This window comes from Pseudorhodobacter wandonensis, from assembly GCF_001202035.1.
GTDB classification, from domain to species: Bacteria; Pseudomonadota; Alphaproteobacteria; order Rhodobacterales; family Rhodobacteraceae; genus Pseudorhodobacter; species Pseudorhodobacter wandonensis.
The window spans coordinates 1-18449 of record NZ_LGHT01000045.1 but is presented as its reverse complement, the minus strand read 5'-3'; the positions used below and the strand labels follow the sequence as shown (position 1 = coordinate 18449).

General features: G+C 56.1%; 20 protein-coding genes, 1 tRNA gene, 1 pseudogene and 1 riboswitch. Of the genes and pseudogenes, 8 read left to right on the top strand and 14 right to left on the bottom strand.

The genetic code is table 11. The annotated features are described in order from the left end of the window. Window positions 1-63: 63 nt before the first annotated feature. Window positions 64-284: riboswitch (cobalamin riboswitch) on the top strand. A gap of 32 nt (window positions 285-316) precedes the next feature. Together AKU79_RS17665 and cobF are read left to right on the top strand one after the other, a co-directional pair. Further along, window positions 317-985 carry an energy-coupling factor ABC transporter permease gene (locus AKU79_RS17665; RefSeq protein WP_050524917.1) on the top strand — a complete coding sequence of 223 codons (669 nt, stop codon included), beginning with the start codon at window positions 317-319 and terminating at the stop codon, window positions 983-985. A 60-nt stretch (window positions 986-1045) separates the two neighbouring features. Then, window positions 1046-1795 carry a precorrin-6A synthase (deacetylating) gene (gene cobF, locus AKU79_RS17660; protein ID WP_156209900.1) on the top strand — a complete coding sequence of 250 codons (750 nt, stop codon included), beginning with the start codon at window positions 1046-1048 and terminating at the stop codon, window positions 1793-1795. 6 nt (window positions 1796-1801) lie between these two features. Here the strand turns inward: cobF and AKU79_RS17655 are convergent, their stop codons facing one another. Beyond that, window positions 1802-2323 (bottom strand): chemotaxis protein CheD, encoded by a 522-nt coding sequence (locus tag AKU79_RS17655; RefSeq protein WP_050524915.1) that lies wholly within the window; start codon window positions 2321-2323, stop codon window positions 1802-1804. A 200-nt stretch (window positions 2324-2523) separates the two neighbouring features. Here AKU79_RS17655 and AKU79_RS17650 point away from each other — a divergent pair. Then, window positions 2524-2613, top strand: a tRNA-Ser gene (locus tag AKU79_RS17650). A gap of 222 nt (window positions 2614-2835) precedes the next feature. On the opposite strand, the gene AKU79_RS17645 is transcribed toward AKU79_RS17650, so the two are convergent. The 3 genes from AKU79_RS17645 to AKU79_RS17635 are packed head-to-tail and all read right to left on the bottom strand — an operon-like array spanning window position 2836 to window position 3562. After that, window positions 2836-3042, bottom strand: coding sequence for a hypothetical protein (locus tag AKU79_RS17645; protein ID WP_050524914.1), 207 nt, complete (start codon window positions 3040-3042; stop codon window positions 2836-2838). Then, the gene (locus tag AKU79_RS17640; protein WP_050524913.1) at window positions 3039-3251 is read right to left on the bottom strand and encodes a hypothetical protein; all 213 of its coding nucleotides are present in this window, start codon (window positions 3249-3251) and stop codon (window positions 3039-3041) included. The genes AKU79_RS17645 and AKU79_RS17640 overlap by 4 nt, the downstream gene beginning before the upstream one ends. A 32-nt stretch (window positions 3252-3283) precedes the next feature. Continuing rightward, entirely contained in the window at window positions 3284-3562 is a 279-nt protein-coding gene (locus AKU79_RS17635; protein ID WP_050524912.1) for a hypothetical protein, read from the bottom strand. Window positions 3563-3657: 95 nt separating this feature from the next. On the opposite strand from AKU79_RS17635, the gene AKU79_RS17630 reads away from it, so the two are divergent. After that, the gene (locus AKU79_RS17630; RefSeq protein WP_050524911.1) at window positions 3658-3903 is read left to right on the top strand and encodes a hypothetical protein; all 246 of its coding nucleotides are present in this window, start codon (window positions 3658-3660) and stop codon (window positions 3901-3903) included. Then, window positions 3900-4412 (top strand): hypothetical protein, encoded by a 513-nt coding sequence (locus AKU79_RS17625; protein ID WP_050524910.1) that lies wholly within the window; start codon window positions 3900-3902, stop codon window positions 4410-4412. Before AKU79_RS17630 ends, AKU79_RS17625 begins: the two co-directional genes overlap by 4 nt. Before the next feature lie 370 nt (window positions 4413-4782). Here the strand turns inward: AKU79_RS17625 and AKU79_RS17615 are convergent, their stop codons facing one another. From AKU79_RS17615 to AKU79_RS17570, 8 genes are all read right to left on the bottom strand, one after another. Beyond that, a complete protein-coding gene (locus AKU79_RS17615; protein WP_156209887.1) occupies window positions 4783-6267 on the bottom strand; it encodes a hypothetical protein in 1485 nt (494 codons plus the stop codon). 684 nt (window positions 6268-6951) lie between these two features. After that, the gene (locus AKU79_RS17605) at window positions 6952-9111 is read right to left on the bottom strand and encodes a VapE domain-containing protein (RefSeq protein ID WP_050524906.1); all 2160 of its coding nucleotides are present in this window, start codon (window positions 9109-9111) and stop codon (window positions 6952-6954) included. Between the two features lie 146 nt (window positions 9112-9257). Further along, window positions 9258-9476 carry a hypothetical protein gene (locus AKU79_RS17600; RefSeq protein ID WP_050524905.1) on the bottom strand — a complete coding sequence of 73 codons (219 nt, stop codon included), beginning with the start codon at window positions 9474-9476 and terminating at the stop codon, window positions 9258-9260. Next, window positions 9473-9787, bottom strand: a complete 315-nt coding sequence (locus AKU79_RS17595) for a winged helix domain-containing protein (protein ID WP_050524904.1) — start codon at window positions 9785-9787, stop codon at window positions 9473-9475. The genes AKU79_RS17600 and AKU79_RS17595 overlap by 4 nt, the downstream gene beginning before the upstream one ends. A 105-nt stretch (window positions 9788-9892) precedes the next feature. After that, complete coding sequence (locus AKU79_RS17590) at window positions 9893-10102, bottom strand: helix-turn-helix transcriptional regulator (protein WP_082224105.1); 210 nt, start codon at window positions 10100-10102, stop codon at window positions 9893-9895. A gap of 90 nt (window positions 10103-10192) precedes the next feature. After that, window positions 10193-10768: a hypothetical protein gene (locus AKU79_RS17585; protein ID WP_050524903.1), complete on the bottom strand. Its 576-nt coding sequence runs from the start codon at window positions 10766-10768 to the stop codon at window positions 10193-10195. Next, window positions 10765-12069, bottom strand: coding sequence for a tyrosine-type recombinase/integrase (locus AKU79_RS17580; protein WP_050524902.1), 1305 nt, complete (start codon window positions 12067-12069; stop codon window positions 10765-10767). The genes AKU79_RS17585 and AKU79_RS17580 overlap by 4 nt, the downstream gene beginning before the upstream one ends. Window positions 12070-12524: 455 nt before the next feature. Then, a complete protein-coding gene (locus tag AKU79_RS17570) occupies window positions 12525-13400 on the bottom strand; it encodes a MurR/RpiR family transcriptional regulator (RefSeq protein ID WP_050525104.1) in 876 nt (291 codons plus the stop codon). Between the two features lie 125 nt (window positions 13401-13525). Here AKU79_RS17570 and AKU79_RS17565 point away from each other — a divergent pair, with 125 nt between their 5' ends. Next, on the top strand, window positions 13526-14854 hold the full coding sequence (locus tag AKU79_RS17565) for an aspartate aminotransferase family protein (protein ID WP_050524900.1): 1329 nt from the start codon (window positions 13526-13528) through the stop codon (window positions 14852-14854). Continuing rightward, a pseudogene (locus AKU79_RS17560) lies at window positions 14851-15629 on the top strand (3-keto-5-aminohexanoate cleavage protein). The gene AKU79_RS17565 and the pseudogene AKU79_RS17560 overlap by 4 nt, the downstream one beginning before the upstream one ends. A gap of 255 nt (window positions 15630-15884) precedes the next feature. Here AKU79_RS17560 and AKU79_RS17555 read toward each other — a convergent pair. Together AKU79_RS17555 and AKU79_RS17550 are read right to left on the bottom strand one after the other, a co-directional pair. Then, complete coding sequence (locus tag AKU79_RS17555) at window positions 15885-16403, bottom strand: ricin-type beta-trefoil lectin domain protein (protein ID WP_197087400.1); 519 nt, start codon at window positions 16401-16403, stop codon at window positions 15885-15887. 85 nt (window positions 16404-16488) lie between these two features. Further along, window positions 16489-17709: an Lcl C-terminal domain-containing protein gene (locus tag AKU79_RS17550; protein ID WP_050524898.1), complete on the bottom strand. Its 1221-nt coding sequence runs from the start codon at window positions 17707-17709 to the stop codon at window positions 16489-16491. Between the two features lie 138 nt (window positions 17710-17847). Between AKU79_RS17550 and istA the strand changes: the two genes are divergently transcribed. After that, on the top strand, window positions 17848-18449 hold a 602-nt coding region (istA, locus tag AKU79_RS17545; RefSeq protein ID WP_156209378.1), incomplete at its 3' end, for an IS21 family transposase.

Below are 18449 nucleotides of genomic sequence, written 5' to 3'. Positions count from 1 at the left end.
TTACGGGGTCGGGAATTCATACCATTGTGCCGCTATTTGCCTTGACCAGATCGTGCCATTCGCACCAAATGAATTGGCATAGGTGTTCGATTGGCGCAAAGCGCCCGAACTGAAACGGGAATGGGAAAAGGTGGACCAAATTGCGGCGCCTCAATCCCAACCGCCCCCGCGACTGTATGCGGAGAGCGGCTTTCCAATTTGCCACTGACCGGGGTTCTGGTTGGGAAGGCGGAAAGCAGCTTGGACCCGCGAGTCAGGAGACCGGCCTGCGCAGGAAACAATAACGCCGTCGGGTGTGACGGCATAGGAGACTGACATGCATATCGAACCAGGCATCGTAACTGGCGCCAAGATTCTGTTCAGCTATGGCACCGCCGCCGCTGCTGCGACCTATTCCGTGAAACTGATTGCCGACGCGTTGCGTGAAAAAGGCGTGTTTTCACTTGCCGCCCGCGCAATGTTTTCAACTGTTTCGGTCTTTATCTTCTTTCAAGTCCTACCGCATTTCTCGGTCGGCGTGTCAGAAGTTCACTTCATTCTGGGCTCAACTTTGTTCTTGTTGTTGGGCGCGGCACCAGCGGCCCTAGGCCTTGCTCTGGGTCTGTTGATCCAAGGCATGTTCTTTTCGCCGATCGATCTGCCGCAATACGGCATGAACATGACCACACTTTTGGTGCCGCTGTTCGCGATCCAGGCGATTGCCGCACGTGTTATTTCGGCCAACACCGCCTATGTTGATCTGAGCTACAAGCAAGCGCTCATGCTTTCGACCACCTATCAAGCCGGCGTTGTCGCCTGGGTTGCGTTCTGGGCGATCCTTGGCAACGGGTTTGCCGCCGCCAATTTGGCCAGCATTGCAACTTTCGGTATTGCCTATATGTCGGTGATTCTGTTGGAGCCACTGGTTGACTTGGCTGTTTTGGCTCTGGCCAAAAACCTCAGGGGCTCGACCCTTCTCACCCCGCGCCTGCACAACGCGGCCTGATCTTACAAACGACATCAAAGGCAGCCCCTTGTGGGCTGCTTTTTTATGGGAGCGCCTAAGTTGAAACAGCTTTTCCTTGTTGGTATTGGTACTGGCAACCCCGAGCATCTGACCTTGCAAGCTATCCGCACCTTGAACGAGGTCGACGTGATTTTAATCCCGCGCAAAGGCGAAAGCAAAGCAGAGCTGGCTGAACTGCGCCGCGATATCTGCTCCAAGGTGCTGACCAACCCATTGACACGTATCGTTGAATTCGACCTACCCACGCGCGATGCAGCCCTGCCCGACTATGTGCAACGCGTTGAAAACTGGCACGACCGCATCGCCCACATTTGGGCCGAGGCGCTCGCACAAACTCACAGCCCCAAGGAAAAAGTTGCTCTGCTCGTCTGGGGGGATCCATCGCTTTATGACAGTACGCTGCGTATTGCAGCAAGGCTCACCCCCACACCGAAAATAACGGTCATCCCCGGCATCACGTCACTGCAAGGGCTTACAGCGGCACATGCCATTCCGCTGAACGATCTTGCCGCCCCATTCACAGTCACCACGGGGCGCCAATTGCGTGACAACGGCTGGCCAGCTGGCAGCAACCGTATTGCGGTAATGCTTGATGGCGAATGCTCTTTCCAAAACATCCCTCAACAGAACATTCAGGTATGGTGGGCGGCCTACGCAGGCATGCCACAAGAAACCATTCTCTCGGGTTCACTCGCCCAGACTTCGCCGCTGATTATAGAAACGCGTAAAAAACTACGCGCCAAACATGGCTGGATCATGGACATCTACATCCTTGAGCGAACGCCTTAATCTTTTTCAAAGATAATGTTCTCCTTCTTTATAAGCACCAAATGTATCATGTGGCCAGCCATCGTTCATTGAGCGTTCGGTACAATACCCGGTCGTTGGCGAAAACCGGATACGCCGTACCTGTTCACCACCCAACGCCCGTTTCACGACCGCCAAATCATGTGAGACAAGGAATCTAAGAGCCGAATCCGCATTTCGCTTACCGATATTTCGACGGCCATCATGGCTCTTGGCGCCGCCGAACAAGCTGGCTTGTAGTCGGTTCAAATTTCCGCCCATTTCTTCAACGCGCGCCATTAAATCCGAGATCGCTTGATTGCAAAACCGCTGTTCATGTGGGGCATGCATTTCGCCGTCAGGAAACAGAAAATGCGCCACCCCCCCAAGCCTTTTTTCGGGATCAAAAAGGCAAACAGCGACGCAGGCGCCCAAAATTGTCGTAAAGGTAACATTGGGATCGGCCGACACCGCAACCTGACCTTGCACCACATGCAAGACGCGAGCTACGCCAAGAACATCACTTTTCATCCGCAAACCTTCGCATCAAATAACTGCCATTGCCAAACTTCAAATAGTCGGTCGGGAGATTCGGTGACCGGCATATGCCAAGCCTAGCCAATCCATCCTAACCAATCGTGAAACAAAACCAATATTCGTTGAATGGGATGCAAGAATGCTGCGACTCGGGCTTGAAATCCCGACTGGCCGTGGTATCAGAGCGGCAGCTAGGATGGGTGGCCGAGCGGTTTAAGGCTCTAGTCTTGAAAACTAGCGTGCGGGGAACCGTACCGTGGGTTCGAATCCCACCCCATCCGCCAGACACCATTGAAAACATTAGATATTTTCAACATTCACTCGCCACACCCATCATTAAACCCCACAAAGAAAAAACGCTTGGGAAGTGCTTCACTTCGCCCGACTCGTGCCTCAAATTCCGACAAGTCTAAGCCCCGCAATCGTTTATCAAGCTGTCTGGTTACAAAAAGGCCCCGCAGTTAGCAGGGCCTTCCTTTAGTCTGGCAACGCAAAGCTGCATTGCATCAAAGTTTCACAGCCGCCGTTTCTGCCCGTTCCAAATCGCCCAGAATGTCAAAAGCCAATTCCGCCGCCATATCCAGAACACGCCCACCTCCAACATGGCCCAGCGTTGCCGCCGCCACGTCTTCGCCATCAACTGCCAGCGATAGAACCTTGAGCAGGCTCATAAGGTCATAGGCTTTGTCGATTGTGGTTTTTGCTTTGGTCATGGCTTCACCCGGTCCAAGTCTTGCGCCAAGCGGTCGGCCCGTTCGATTAGGCTTTGAAGCATTGCAGGCATGGAATTGCTTGCGGGGGAAAGGTCGGTTTTGATTATGTCGTAAAGCACGTCGATGCCTTGGGCCATTGCGTGAAGGAATGTTGCATCCGTTTGCAGGTCTGAAATGGTTTTCGGCGTTGTCGCGTTTTCGGTGGTCATGGTCCTATCCTCTCTTGGATTGATTGAAGTGTTTAAGCGGCCATATGGGCGGCTTGGGTGCGCAGGGTCGAAAGGCGGGCAATGCCAGCAACGCCCAAACGGTCGGTATTTTCCAGCGCTGCAATCTGGGCATCAAGGCATTCGGCGGGGGTCGGGATGATTGCGGCGCGGATAATGCGCTTTGCAGCGGCCCACGCCATGCGCAGGCATGAAGCGAAGCGGATGGCCCGAACACGCTTTGACAGTTTGGTCACGTCAATGCTGCGAAACTGAACCCAAGCGGCTTTCATGATTTCCGATTTGTTGAACATTGCGGCCTCCTTGCGCTGCTTACTGATAGCTTTATATCAGTAGACTTTACTGATAGCAAGTGCACAGTGATTGAAAGTTATCAGAAGGATTCGCCATGAAGGTTCAGATTAAAGCTGCTCGTGATCTATTAGCCATGACGCAGCAAGAATTGTGCGAAATTGCGCAAGTTCCCCTCATCACACTACGCCGCATTGAAGGAAGGCCGGACCATACAGGGCTTGTCGGGGCGGAAACTGTATCGCGCGTTAAAGCGGCCCTTGAAGCGCAGGGCGTCCAATTCTTGGAAGCTGGGCAAGTTGCGGCAGGTGCTGGGGTCGCGTTTAGAGGTACGAAAGAATGAGATTTCTTGCATTAGCCGCTTCACTTGGAATTCAGTTTGCCCCTGCTTTGGCAGGCCCTGACGCATCGGCGAGTTACCTTACTAACACACCAGTATCGATGATGGATTTAGGAGTATTGCGGCTAGACTTGGCGCTTCAAAACGACCCCGGCGGTTACGCAGAATATGACTGGGATTCAAATCGTATTGATATTAGCGCGCCACTCGGCATCGTTCTGAAAATTTTTCCAACCAAAGACGAAGCTGAAACAGAATGCGCAACATGGATTACTAACGTGAAGCGTCTGTTTGGCCTCAATCTTGAGACAGGGGAACCGCTATTTGCAGAAATTTCGAGAGCTGCAAGGTTGTTTAAGCATGAAGGCTACTACAATAAGAATGAACCCGAAACCCTTTTCAAAGACCTTGATCGAATGTTCCTTCTGACTTGCTCCACTGCCACAGCAGACTGGAAAGTGACGGTTTCAAGTCCTTTGCTCGGGAAAGGGTATTCGGTGGCAAAAGACTAGGTTAAATGGCATCATAATTATTAGGCTCTCGTCGCCGCTGCCGCGCGGCTTTCTTGCGGCAAGATTCACGGCAATAAACCGCATCTGCACGGCGAAATAGAGGCACGTAGCCCCCACATTGCGGGCAACACCAATCACCCCAATGCATGTTGCGCAGGATGCGCTTTGCACGGGCAAGGCGGTGTTTTTTATTCTGGCAAAGGAAAAAGGACACTGACAGGGACAAAGGCCCATTGCTGCCCGGCTCAATGCCGTGTGGGTCGGGTTCTGGCATGGGTTTCTCTCTCGTTCTATTGACCGTATTTTGGGGGCCACAGGCGGGCTAAGGCGTTGGAATAGGCGGGGGGCGTGAATTTACCCCCCTGCCACTTCAATTTGGTTCTGGGGCGCTTGCACCGCTGGCAAGCAAAGCCGCGATTGCAGCGCGCTTATCGGTGCTATTGAAAGCCTTTGCAGCCAACGGCCCACCGTTCCGAATGGTTTGCATCAGCTTATCAATCTGCCGCTTTGTCAAAGCCTCGGCCCCGGCTTTAGCTCCGTAGCCAATGACAGAAGGCAACACGCCAAGCGGCCCGAATGATGCGCCACTGGCAAGCCCGCCCATCGCGGACAACGCCCCAGAGGTAGGGGAGAACCGTCCGGCTAGGCGCAAGGCGTTCTGCGCAGGCGTTCCCCTGACAATAGATTCCATCTGTTCCCGTTCCGCAGCGCTAAAGCCTCGGCTTTGCTTTGGATTGTCGAGCATCGCGCGAATGTTCTGCCGTGTCGTGTTTACCTCATTGCCACCCGTGCCAGATGATGCGGCGCGGCGCTCGGCCTTCGTGACAGCGCCTGTGACGGCCTCGGCCTTCTTTATCCGCTGTGTCATTTCGCGCCCATCTTGCAGCCGCCCAAGCGTTGCGCTGGCATCCGGCCCAAGCCCCCCATTATCGGCAAGCCCTCTAAGATAGGCGTCGATTTCGTCTTTCATGCCTTGGCCTATCATGGCCTCGGACGGGTCGAGCGAGCCAGCAACATCACGCCCGACAAGGCGGCGTTTTTGCTCTACATCAGCAATGCGTGGCGATGGTTCTAGGCTATCCATCCGGCTCATGGTGCGATTTGCGCGGGGGTGCAAAAATTCGTCCATATCCATTGCATCGGTGCGCCCGCGCATGTGGTCAATAAGCCCTTGCCGTTGCGTGGGGTCGAGCCGTGCCTGTGACGCGTCTACATCGGTATAAGCCGCCGCTTGCTGCTGTTTGAGATTGTCCAGCGTGGGGGCCTGTGGGCCGGGTCTCAGTGCCCGCCTTGCCACGACTGGGCCAATGCCGCCAATCATAGACGCTATCATGTCGGCGGTTGCATTGCCGGGGGCAATCTCTTGCGAGGTCTGGCCCGCAAGCCCAGCGCCCAAGGCGCTTGCAACTTCTGTTCCGGCTAAAGCAATCGGTGCCGCTGCGCCGCGCATCATTACACCACCGGGAACAGCCGCCGCGCCAACTTCCTGCCCAATCCGCCGCCCGTAGCGCTGGGCAGTTGTTTGTGGTGCGACTTCGGAAATGGTGGGCGAAAGCAAGTCTCGGAACGTGCCGCTACCACCAACGGGGTTTTCAATGCTGGGCAGGTTTGTCCCTGCTACCGCGTTAATGCCCTTGGCCCCCATATTTAGCGCGCCCGCCATCAGGTCAACCGGGGCGCCAAGCATCCCTGCAATGCCCTCGTTTATTCCGCTTGTTGATTGCTCGAAAAGGTTGGTTTGCGGGGCGGCAGATGGTTGCGCCACACCATCACGGCGGGCAATCGCAATTTGTGCAACACGCTTGGCGCTTTCCATGTCACCAGCCGCCGCAAGTTCGCGGCTCTTGGCAATCATTTCGGCATATGTCGAAGGCTTACCTTGCACCTCTGTATCAGTGCGCAGTTTTCTGGCGGCTGCGATAGCCGCAAACTGTTCCGGGGTGAATGATTGAGTAGCGCGCGCGGCGCTCTCTATGTCCGGCGCTTGCACCTCATAAATTTGCCCATCCGGTCCCTGAACCTCAAAAACGGGCTGTTCTTGCTGCTGGGCTGGTTGCGCAGAAGGAAACCTATTTAGTGCCGCTGCCATTTCCGCGCGTGACATGCCTTTGGGTAAACGCGCCTTGCGCCCGTCTGGCATATCAAATTCAATAAAATCGGCAGGGTTTGAACCTCCGTTTGTAGGGCGTATTTGCTGCCCTTCTGCAATTGCGCGGCGCTTTTTTGCTTCCGCTACGGCGGCTTGCTGTTCTGGTGTCATTTTGTAATTTCCTCATGATTTAGGGGAGTAAGAAATTGGTCAGAGCGGAACCTGCGGAACCTTTTCCCACACATTTCGTCCGAGCGCGCAAACACCCAGAATAAGCGGAACCTGCGGAACCGACTTATACCCGATAACCTCATTATTTTCATATAGTTAAGGGTTCTGGTGAAATGTGTGGGAAAAGGTTCCGCAAGGTTCCGCATTTGCGGGCTATGTCTGTTTTTACAGGGTTTTTTCGGGCAGGTGGCGCAAGAGGTTCCGCAGGGGGTTCCGCACTCAAACATGGTGGCCCCCCTTTGGTGCCACATAGCGCGATAGGTCGCGATTTGGCCCGCTTGTGAATTTGCCTTCGCGCGCCCATCCGGCGCGGGTCAAAATGCCTGTTATCCGCATGGCATCGGCTTTGCCGCGCCGATCAATGGCTATATCGAGTAGCTGGAAAACATCGCGGGTGCTGACTTCGCTTAGGCCATCCACAACGCGCAACACGTCAGCCGACCAAGGGTCATCTGCCGCGCGGGTTGCCACCACTGCCGCCGCCGCGCTTTCGTCTGTCTTGTCGAGCCACCACCGCGCGCCGTTGCGGTATAGGTCCACTGCCTCAGCCCATATTTGTTCCCGGTCGGCGGTCAATTCGTCCAGATTCACCGCGCCCACAGTGACAGGCCAGAACCGCCGCCCACCCGTGTCGTCTGTCAGGTAGTCATTGCGGTTGGTCGTGCCAGCAAAGACGCATCGGCGCGGCTCAATAACCTCTGTGCGGCCATAGGCGGGGCGATAGCGTTCCTCTGTGCGGCTAAGGAAGGCTTTGACCGCTTCGGTATCAGATCGGCGCATAGCTGACAGTTCAGGCAGTTCAATAATCCACTTGCCCCGCAAGGCGGCGCTGGCGTCCTTGCCGTGCATATCGCTTAGGCCGTCATGGAACCACTCATCCCCCGCCAAGGCCCGCAGGATAGACGACTTGCCCGCGCCCTGCTTGCCCTCTAGCACAAGGGCGCAATCAGCCTTGCAGCCCGGTTTCAACACCCGCGCAACGGCAGAGACAAGCCAAGCGGTGCCGACTTTGGCGGTCAGGTCGGAACGTTCGGCCCCGCAGTATTGGGAAAGCCAGTTTTGCACCCTCGGAAAGCCATCCCAAGCCAAGCCCTCTAGGAAGTGTCGGACGGGTGAAATGATGGTGCTGGACGCGACTAGGAAAAGGGCATCCGCCGCGCCGTTCTTGGTGGCATCTGGAAAACCATTGCGATTAAACCAACGCACCGCCGCCGTTATGTCGGTGTCTGCAATCGGGCGCGGCGTGAAGGTCGAGCGGGGAACCGTTGTTCCCGGGATTGGCTTCAATAGCAGGTAAAGCCCCGCAAATTCGTCATAGGCCAGAACCTCGGCCCAATCGGGATTTGTCTCCAGAATTGTGCAAGCAATATCTGCGCACCACTTGGCACGGGTTTTGCCTTCATTTCCGCTGCGCTGCTTTTGGTTATCAGAGGCTGGCCCAGCGCTGGGCTTTGGCATAGCGCGGCGGGTCGTGTTCTGATTACCCTTATGCAGCTTTGCAATAGCGCCTAAATCGGCCCCGTTCTGCCGTGCCAGTTCGCAAACGCTACCCCAGCCCGCGCCGCCGCCCAACTGAAAGCCTCGCCACTTTGCAGAGACTTCACCGGGCTTGTATTTGTAGCCCTTGGCGCTCCAATCGTCTGCGATGGATAGGCCCGCCGTGGATCCGTCGAAATGGTCATGTAAGCCCATAAGTACCGCCACCCAATCGCTATAACTGCAATCGGGCGGGATATGCGCCAAGAGGTCCAGAACCTCGGCGGCATCGGTCTTTTGCTCCAACCCTTGAAGGCCCCGCAGCGGTTGGTGTGGTGCGCTATGGCCCCGCAGCCTCTCTAGAATCGCATCAGGGGCGCTTTGCAGGCTTTCCCGCGTCAAAGGGCTATTCAACAGGACATACGCACCGGCTGGCGTTACAGAGCCGGGGGCGATGATATAACCGCCATTCCCGCGCGTGTCGATTTTCGGCCCCAGCTTGTTGGCTGTGCTGCCCAACCCGCAATCGCGGAAATAAAGGTGCCGCCCGCCGCTTGGGGTGGCAACCGTGGGAACCGCGCCGATCAGGTGGGATAGGCCCAGCGCGGCCAATGACGCTTCGCCAACCACTTCGCCCGTTTGGCGGTCGGTATCGAGGTCTACCACGAATAGGCCAGAGGTTTCCCCCGTGGGAAGCCCGACAAGCGCCCTGGGGTTTGCCTGCCAGTATGCGGCCACCGCGTCCAAGTTGGTTGTCGCATCCTTGAACCCGTGGGGCGTAAGGGGTTTTTTGTCTGACCCGCAAGGAAAGACGGGAAACCCCGCGCGCGCCCAGCTTGCCGCAACTTGCGCAGGAATTTGGGCCAAGCTGCTATCTTGTCGAATTGCGAAGGCTTCACCCATACGGCCCATCCTTTCGCAGTCCCGCCGCGCGGGTATGGTGGGCAACTGTCATTCGCGGCCCTCCCCATAGGCAAGCTGGGCCAGAATCCCCGCAAGCGGCCCGCTGAGGCCACACAGGCGGCGAAGGCGGGCAAGGCGTAACGCGCTCATGCTGCCGCCCCCCGCATCTTAAATGGGCGCTTCATTGTGTCGGCAGTCGCCTTTGCATCGGCAATCGCAGCCTCACGGTCAGACCAACGGCGCAACCGTGTTTTCAGGTCTTTGCCGGGGCAAGGCGTCACTAAGACCACGTCGAAGTTGCGGCCCGCCTTGTTTACGGTGTAAAAACTGATAGCCGCCGTTGGCAGTTTTTGGACGTTGCTCATGCCGCCGCCCCCTCTTGCCCTGCCAAGCGGAACGGGGTCACAGTCGAGCGGCAAACATACCGGGCATGATGGCCCTTGAAGTCACCCTCATGCGGTTCGGTGATAGTCTCGATTTCAACACCAAGCCCCCGAATATTATGCACATACGCTGACCAACGTGGCCCCGGATGGTCAATCGGTGTGCAGCCTTTAGGCCCAGCGCGTAGCAAGTTTTCAAGGGCCCAACGGTCGCGGCCTTTAACGCTGATGCGGAATGTTTCGCCTGTAGTTTTGTGAACGTCGAATGCGGCAAGCGCCCAAGTTTGTTTCATTGTGTTAGCCTCATTGTATTGTTGTTTGAGGCAGGTGGTGCTATGTTTTCGGTATCCAGATACCGTGCAAAGAACATGCCTCCACCCTGCCGGGGGTGGGGGTTCTTATGCGGCTTGGCTTTGCGCGGTTTCCCACGCTTGCACATCAGCCCATTTCCAGCGTGTCATTTGTGGTGAAAGCTTCACCGGGGCTGGAAAGCCATTGTGCTTAACCCAACCCCAGACTGTCGCGCGATTTACACCGAAATGCGCGGCAAGCGCCGTGTCGGTTGCGTAGGCAGGGCGGTCGGTCGGTGTTGCAATTTGCTTTGGCATTGTGTTGCGTCCCTCATGTCAGCGTGACTTCATGGGGATAAACATGCGGCATTGGGGTGCGACGGTCACGCGAAGCCGGGGGTAGAAACCTTAGGAGGTTTTTACCGCCTCTCTATACTCCGACATTTTAGAGCGCCCAAAGCGGCGATAAGCATTGCGGACGGTGGCTTCGCTTTTGCCTTCACTCACAGAAACTTTCTTGATTGCAGCCATTAACTTTGGGTGTCTGCCTGCGCTTTCTTCGAATAGAATTTCGATAACTACCAATTTTGCAAGGCGCTGGAGTTGGTCTCGTGTCTTTGCCTTTCGGGCAATCCCCTTTGCTCCTTGAAACCTCCCCTCCAATTCGAAGCAGTGGCCCAGTGTCTTTCCGCCCTCTACGTTTTGTTGTCCAAGATACTCGGCCCAGCCCATTGCCAGAGTGCGAAGAAAAGCAAATGGAATTGGCACAGTATCCTCTCGCCATGCCTTGACGGGCAAAGCAGCCAATATCTCATCGCTAGAAATGCCGCCATTGTGGGCTGACGCCATGGCCCGCATGAGGTCAAGTGCAATATATGCCTCGGATATGTTGCCTTCTTTATCATTCAGCCTTTGCAGAAATTGTTTACTTCGGGCTTCTAACCCCTCTAAAAATGCGGCCTTTTCCATCAGAGGCTCACTCATGCGCCAATCCTCACCACATTGCCGCCCAGTGCACGGCCTTGCAGAAAGTCAGCCCAATCGGCCATCATGCGGCGGCGCTTTTCCATCATATCGCCGCGCCGATATGCAGCCTCTACCGCGCTATTGATACTGTGCGCCAAGGCCACCTCGGCCATATCGCCGGGATATTGGGTTTTCTCTGCCACCCAATCTCGGAAAGTGCTGCGCAGGCCATGCGGAACGGCTGGGCGCTTGCTTCGAGCGTCCAGATATCCGGCGTTATCCCCACCCCCTGCCCGTTCTTTCTCGGCCTCATTCATGCGGCGCATGGTGGCGGAAAGGGTCATATCCGAAAGCATCCCGCCCCGTGCAGCTGGAAAAACCAAGCCAGAATCGTTCAAACGTGGCAAGGCGCGCAACATCGCCACTGCGGCGGGCGTAAGCGGAACGCGGTGTTCGCGGGTCATTTTCATGCGCTGGGCCGGAATAGTCCAAATTTCCGCCTCTAGGTCGATTTCATCCCAAACCGCGCCCCTGACTTCGCCGGAACGGACGGCGGTCAATGCGGCCAGTTCCAAGGCCCGCGCGCCAAAGCCGTCGCGCTTGCGCAGATCGGCAAACCATGCGGCTGCATCGCCCAGCGCCAAGGCAGGTTGGTTATCGCTTTTTTTGACTGCCGCCGCCGCTGGCAACAGCTCTTTCAGGTTACCCGCCCAGCGCGCCGGATTATCGCCCGTGCGGTGGCCCGACACAGTTGCCCAAGAAAGAACGGCCTCAATCCGGCCCCGAAGGCGCGCAGCGGTTTCTGTCTTACCTGTCCAGATCGGTTCCAAGACACGCAACACGTCTTGCACGGTTATATCCTGCACGGCCATTTTGCCCAGTTCCGGCGTTGCGTAAGTGTCAAGCGTGGCGCGCCATTGCTTGCGGTGCTTTTCATTCTTGAAGGCTTCCAGCTTTGCACCCAAAGCCTTTTCCACCGCTTCAGAAAAGAGCATCCCCCGGCGCTGGGCGGCGGTCAGAGCCGCTTTAGTCGCCTTGCGTTCTTCTACAGGGTCAATGCCAGCTTCAACCTTGGTACGGGCTACACGCGCTTTGTCGCGGGCTTGCGATAGCGTGACAGTCGGATATCCACCCAAGCCAATATCGCGGCGGCGGTCACCAACCTGCATTCGCAGTATCCATGTCTTGCCATTATTGGGGGTGACTTGCAGGTAAAGGCCAGCAACGCCCCCTACTGGAACCATGTTCGCCCACTTCCCGCCATTGTGAGCAATTCTTTTGACGTCTAGCGGCCCTAATTCAGATGCAGTTCTCGGCATTTAGCTTTCACCCACTATCTTACCCATCATAAATAGAATAACGGGAAGGCTACGGGATGCAACGGGAAAGGACGGGCAGAATGCAAATATGTATGAAAATAAGCGCTTAAAGCCAATATTTGCCACGGGAACGGCACGGGATACGCCTTAGCAATGGCAGTCACCCCATCCGCCAATACAATTGAAAACGCTGTATAAATTTGGCAAACAAGCCAAAGCCCTAGTCCCAGATGTGTTGCGCTTGTCGCTCGACAGCTTCGGGAAGATTGAAACCATGCCTAAGGCATTTAGCGGCAGTTCTTCGCAGTCCAAATTCGCCACGACACATGATGCCGATGTGGGGCGCGGCATCGCCAGCACAAGTATTTAATTTCAACCGCTTAAGACCATCTGACAAGTGCCAAGGGCATTGGAATATCATCCGGCTGCAACGTATTTTGATCATGATGTTAGGCCTACAAATCGCGATTGCCATTTGCCCCTGCATAACCACCAAAACGCCGGACGCGCGCCTCGAATGCGGCCACCTTTTCGGCGGCCCCGTCAGATCTTGCGGCCATACCGACAAGCAGCATCTCGACCGCAAGAAAAGCCGAGTTAAGCGAGGGCATGAATAGCGGGCCGGCCATCGGCAGTCGCAACGTCTTCCAAGCCCCGATTGCAATGGGTGAGGCATAGCTGTCGGTCAGCGCAAGCACACGCGCGCAATTGCTGCGGGCAATTTCACAGGCGCGAACCACTTCGGCGGAATAGTGTTCATAGGTGATTGCGATGACAATATCTTGGGGGCCAACTTGTGACATCTGGTCAGCAATTGCACCGGGAAGCGACGGCAGATCAACAAAGTTCTCAAATGCCATGCCACCAACATAGCTAAAATAATGAGCAATAGAATAGCAACTGCGAACGCCAACACTATGGATTTTACGCGCATCAAGCAGAGGATCGATACAGCTTTCCAACAATTCAAGCGTCTCGGCCGAAAAAATGGCTGCGGAATTCTGATAATTGGCGTCGATCACTGCGGCAAACGCATCATGGCCGCTGCGGCTCCGCAATGCGCGTGCGCGCTCGGCATAGCTTTCGGCGGGTGTTTGCAGTGCGGTTTGCACCTCGGCGCGGAAGGCATCATAGCCAGTATAGCCGAGTTCCTTTGCCAATCGGGTCACTGTATTGGGGTTGACCGCGGCCTGCTTGGCAAGGCCGCGTATGGAATTGAAGGCGACAAGCGGCATGTTGTCCAAGAGCCAAGCCGCAAAGCTGCGCAAGGCAGGGGTACCTTGGGCGCAAAGATCGGCCAATTGGCGGCGGATAACGTCAGGTTGTTCCATAAAGCCCATAGCATCAGAAAAGGATCAATAATTCACTTGCATTACATTTTGCCAGAAAATAATACAATCGAATTATTCCTCTTTGCGCAATCTATATAGGCGCCAAACCATGAAAGGTCTCTGGCATGACCAGCCACATCTTTGGACGATCCACGAAAGGTGCGCTTCCTGTCGCTGTGGCAGGGGACGGTTGCTATTTGATTGACGCCGAGGGGCGGCGCTATCTGGATGGGTCTGGCGGGGCCGCGGTATCTTGTCTCGGGCATTCCAACGCGGCGGTGCGTGCGGCGTTGCACGGCCAGATTGATCGGCTTGCTTTTGCACACACGGGTTTCTTCACCTCGGAACCGGCCGAGAAGTTGGCGGACCGATTGATCGCCAATGCGCCAACGGGGATAGAGCGTGTTTATCTGGTCTCGGGCGGGTCCGAAGCAGTTGAGGCCGCAATCAAGCTTGCGCGCCAGTATTTTCTTGAGGTCGGTCAACCTGAACGGCGCCGCGTGATCGCACGGCGGCAAAGCTATCATGGTAACACATTGGGCGCATTGGCGGCGGGTGGGAATGCTTGGCGGCGGGCGCAGTTTGCCCCGCTGTTGGCCGAGACAAGCCATATCAACCCCTGCTATGAATACCGTGACCGCCAAGACGGTGAAGCCCAGGCGGACTATGGCTTGCGCGTCGCCAATGAACTAGAGGCCGAAATCCTGCGCCTTGGGCCAGAGACGGTGATGGCCTTTATCGCCGAGCCGGTGGTTGGTGCGACCTCGGGTGCGGTGCCCGCCGTGCCCGGCTATTTCAAGCGTATCCGCGAAATTTGTGACAAGTACGGCGTGCTGTTGATTTTGGACGAGGTCATGTGCGGCATGGGGCGGACAGGGCATATTTTTGCTTGCCTTGAGGATGAGGTTTCCCCCGATATGATCACCATCGCCAAAGGGCTTGGCGCAGGGTATCAACCTATCGGCGCCTTGTTGACTTCGGGCAAAATCTACGACGCCATTGCGGCGGGCAGCGGTTTTTTTCAGCATGGCCACACCTATATGGGGCACGCGATGGCTGCTACAGCGGCGAATGCGGTGCTGGACGAAATTCTGGAAGGCGGGTTATTGGCGCGTGTTCGCGAGCAAGGTGCCAAGCTGGATACGGCATTGCGCGGCGCTTTTGGCCAGCACCCGCATGTCGGCGATATTCGCGGGCGCGGGCTGTTTCGGGGGGTGGAGCTGGTGGAAGATCGTGCCTCCAAATCCACCTTTAACCCCAAGCGCGGTTTGGCGGCGCGGGTTAAGAAAGAGGCCTTTGCAGCCGGTTTGATCTGCTATCCAATGTCGGGGACGATTGACGGGCAAAACGGCGACCATATTCTGCTTGCCCCCCCGTTCATCATCGAAGACGCCCAGATTGATGAATTGGTTGACAAGCTGTCGGTCGCAATTGCCAGGGCGCTGGCACCATGATGCCGCTACCACGCATCATGGTGGCGCCAAACGGGGCCAGGTTGACCAAGGCAGATCATCCAGCCTTGCCCGTGACCATCGAAGACGTGGTTGCTTGCGCCGTCGATTGCCAAGCTGCGGGCGCTGACGGTTGCATGCCCATGTGCGCGATGCCGATCAGCGGCATGTGCTTGATGCGGGGCTTTATGCCGAATTACTGGCCGAGCTTGGGCTGCGCGCGCCTGGCCTCTACGTGCAAATCACGTCAGAGGCGGTGGGGCGCTACACCCCCGCTGAACAACGCCGCTTGGTGCAAGACCTACGCCCCGCAGCGGTATCGATTGCGCTGCGTGAAATCACCGCAGGTCAGGATGATGCGATCTCGCGCCGCTTTTTCGCGAGTTGTGCCGAGGCAGATATCGGCGTTCAACACATCCTTTACGATTCCGCCGATGTAGCGCATCTGGGCAGGCTTGTTGAAACCGGTTGCGTGCCGCGCAAAGGCCTGATGGCGCTGATTGTTCTCGGGCGCTATTCGGTAGGGCAGGTCAGCTTGCCATCTGATGTAAGTCCGCTCGCACAATTGCTGAAATCATCAGTTCCGGGTGTCGATTGGGGCGCCTGCGCCTTTGGCCCGCAGGAAACGGCTTGCCTGATAGAGGCTATGCGTCAGGGTGGAAAAGCGCGGATCGGGTTTGAAAACAACCGTTTGAACATGGACGGCACCACAGCCGCCGATAATGCCGAACGCGTACGTGAATTGGTTGGTCAGATCGAAATCATGGAAAGCAAATAGCCTGCCCTTTTGCCATAACCAAAGTCATTCGGCTTATGCGTTATGCGAACTGCGCGATATGGTCGCGTGAAATGACAGAATGCAGCTTGGCTAAAACTGGGGTGCTTCAGATTACCTTTTGCGCCTCAATTTTCTGGTTCATCGTAACCTCTTGATCGGCAAGATGAACCAGAATTCTTGTGGGGATCAAATCCTCACATCAGTGCCTAAGCGGCTGACGTCAGATAGTTTGTTCGGATTAAATCATACAACCGATCACTCGCTGCGCGTGGCCCAAGTTTGATATGGGGCCAAGTCTGCATCACAAGGTTTCAGCAACAAGGCCTTAATTTGGTTTGTGTCACTGCGACCCGAGCGGGTTTCCGCGCCGACGGTCAAGCACATGTCAGGGGCTTCGGTCGGGGTGATCATACCTTGGCCAGAGAAGACAAAGCTTTGCGCCTTGCTGCCATCACAGGCTGCAAGATCAACCGACGCACCTTCCTCAAACCCGCTCATCTGGGCGCAGACATCGAATTCGGTCATGTAAAGCGTGCCCTTGGCAAAACGCTCGGTGTCAAAGGTCTGGTCCTCCAACAACGAACCGAGCGGGCTGTAACAGGTGTGGCCCTGCAGCCCATTCGACGGGTCGGCATCGGCGCCTTTTCCGCCTGCGATATCCAGGCAATATCCGGCCTGAGTGTTGTCGAGCATATCAGTCAGATAGATTTCTACAGGGGTGGCCTGTGCGACGCCTGCGGATAGGCATACCGCAATCAGGGTGGCAGGGATCATGGGTTTGAACATTGTGTTTCCTTTTGTCGAAAGTCGTGGATTTTGGTCGGCGGGTGTTTGTTTCACCCGCCAATGATGTCAGGGCCTAGCGCACACAGCGCACAAGGTTATCAGGGCGGTTGTAATCGCAGGCATTGACCGAACATGTGGTTTCTTCGGTCATCTCTTGACCTGCAACCGATTTGATCGACGAGCGTTGGGCACCCGCGCCATGCCAATCAGTGTATTCGGTCTGATCGCCCGCTTTGCTAAGGGCTTTGCCAAAGGCTATGACGTTCGCGTAATTTTTCCAGTCGCCAAAGGTTGTGCTGGTCCAGAAATCCAGCGTATCGGAATCTTCGGTGATGGAAAAGACAGAGGTGTCAATCGCTGGCAAATCGGTGCGGTGATAATCGACGATGCTTTGCAGCTCTTTCGAGTTGGGCAAATACCAGTCGTCATGCCCGCCAAGGTCCAGCGCCTCGCAATAGGCCAAAGCTTCGGGCCAGTCGCGGCGGGTGCCGTCATCAGATTGCTGCCACATACGACCCGTGGCGGCATCGGTGACGGTGCCATCGCCGTTGGCTGTAAAGGCGTTTACGCCATAAACCGCCTCATCGCCACTGACGCAGCGCACATAGTTGCCGGGGGCCTTGCCATCGGCGGGCCCGTTAGACAGGCCACTGCTTGCCGCCTCGCCGCCCGAATAAAAATCCAGACCCGTGCCATAGGCTTTGATGTGGCCGTCTGCAAAGTTGAAGCCGAAAGCGCCCTGGTTCGCGCCGTTCATAGCCGGCCCTTTGACATAGAGCGTGCTGCTCCAATATTGCCCGGCAAAGATCATGCCACGATCAGGATAGAAGAAGTCAAAGGCCGTGGTGTCGATATAGGGCCGCGGTTCACCCTCTTCCGGCTTCAGCAGCTCGCCGCGAAAATCGGCCAGTGAGTACAGTTCCTTAATTGTAGGCACGCGCCAATCGTCGCGTCCACCCAAGCTTAGGGCGCTGCAATAGGATAAGGCTTCGGCATATTGCAGGCGGGCGTTTTCGGGCGTCTTTTGCCAGACAAGCGCCGTGTTATTATCAGTGACCGTTTCATCGCCATTGTCGGTGTAGGATGCAGCAAGCCGGTGGTGCTGGGCATCTTGGCCGTAAAGCGCCTCACCCTCGGCGGGGCAGGTAATCTTGGCCCCAGTCGTGTCAAAACAAGCATCTTGCATCGTATCGACGAGGGGGTAGGTCAGGTTTTGCGCCATGCCCCCTGGCGCCGACAGTAACAGAAGTGCCGCGGCAAAAGCTGGTGCCTTTAAGGTGAAAATATGTGTCATGGGACGGGTTCTTTCTAAACATAATTGTTGATTGTCATTGAGAACTGACCCGGCACCAGCAGAAATTGTCATTGAGAATTGACCCATGTGTAACCTTGCCCCGGCTTGAATCAGCTGGGGGCGCATGGAGTGATAGACATGGGATTTTTGAGGGTAATTCGGAAATGGGCACTGCGGGATAAGATGCCTATTCGCGAGATCGCGCGGCGGACGGGCGTATCTCGCAACACGATCAAGAAGTATCTGCGGGAGGGGATTGTTGAACCTGCATTTCAGGTGCCAGATCGCCCCAGCAAGCTGGACCCTTATGCTAAGCATCTTACTGCGTGGCTGACGACTGATCAGCGCAAATCACGCAAGGAACGCCGAACGGCGAAGCTGATGCATGCCGATCTTGTAAAGCTTGGATATGACGGTTCCTACGAACGTGTTGCGGCCTTTGTGCGGGAATGGAAGGGTGACCGGCAGCGTGCGCATCACACGACAGATCGTGGGACTTTCGTGCCGCTGGTGTTCGCGCCGGGCGAGGCTTTCCAGTTCGATTGGAGCGAGGACTGGGCCTATGTCGGCGGCGAGCGTATCAAGCTGCAGGTCGCGCATATCAAGCTGTCGCACAGCCGGGCATTTTTGGTGCGGGCCTATCTGTTGCAAACGCATGAGATGCTGTTTGATGCCCACTGGCATGCATTCCGCGTCTTCGAAGGCGTCCCCGGGCGTGGCATCTATGATAACATGAAGAC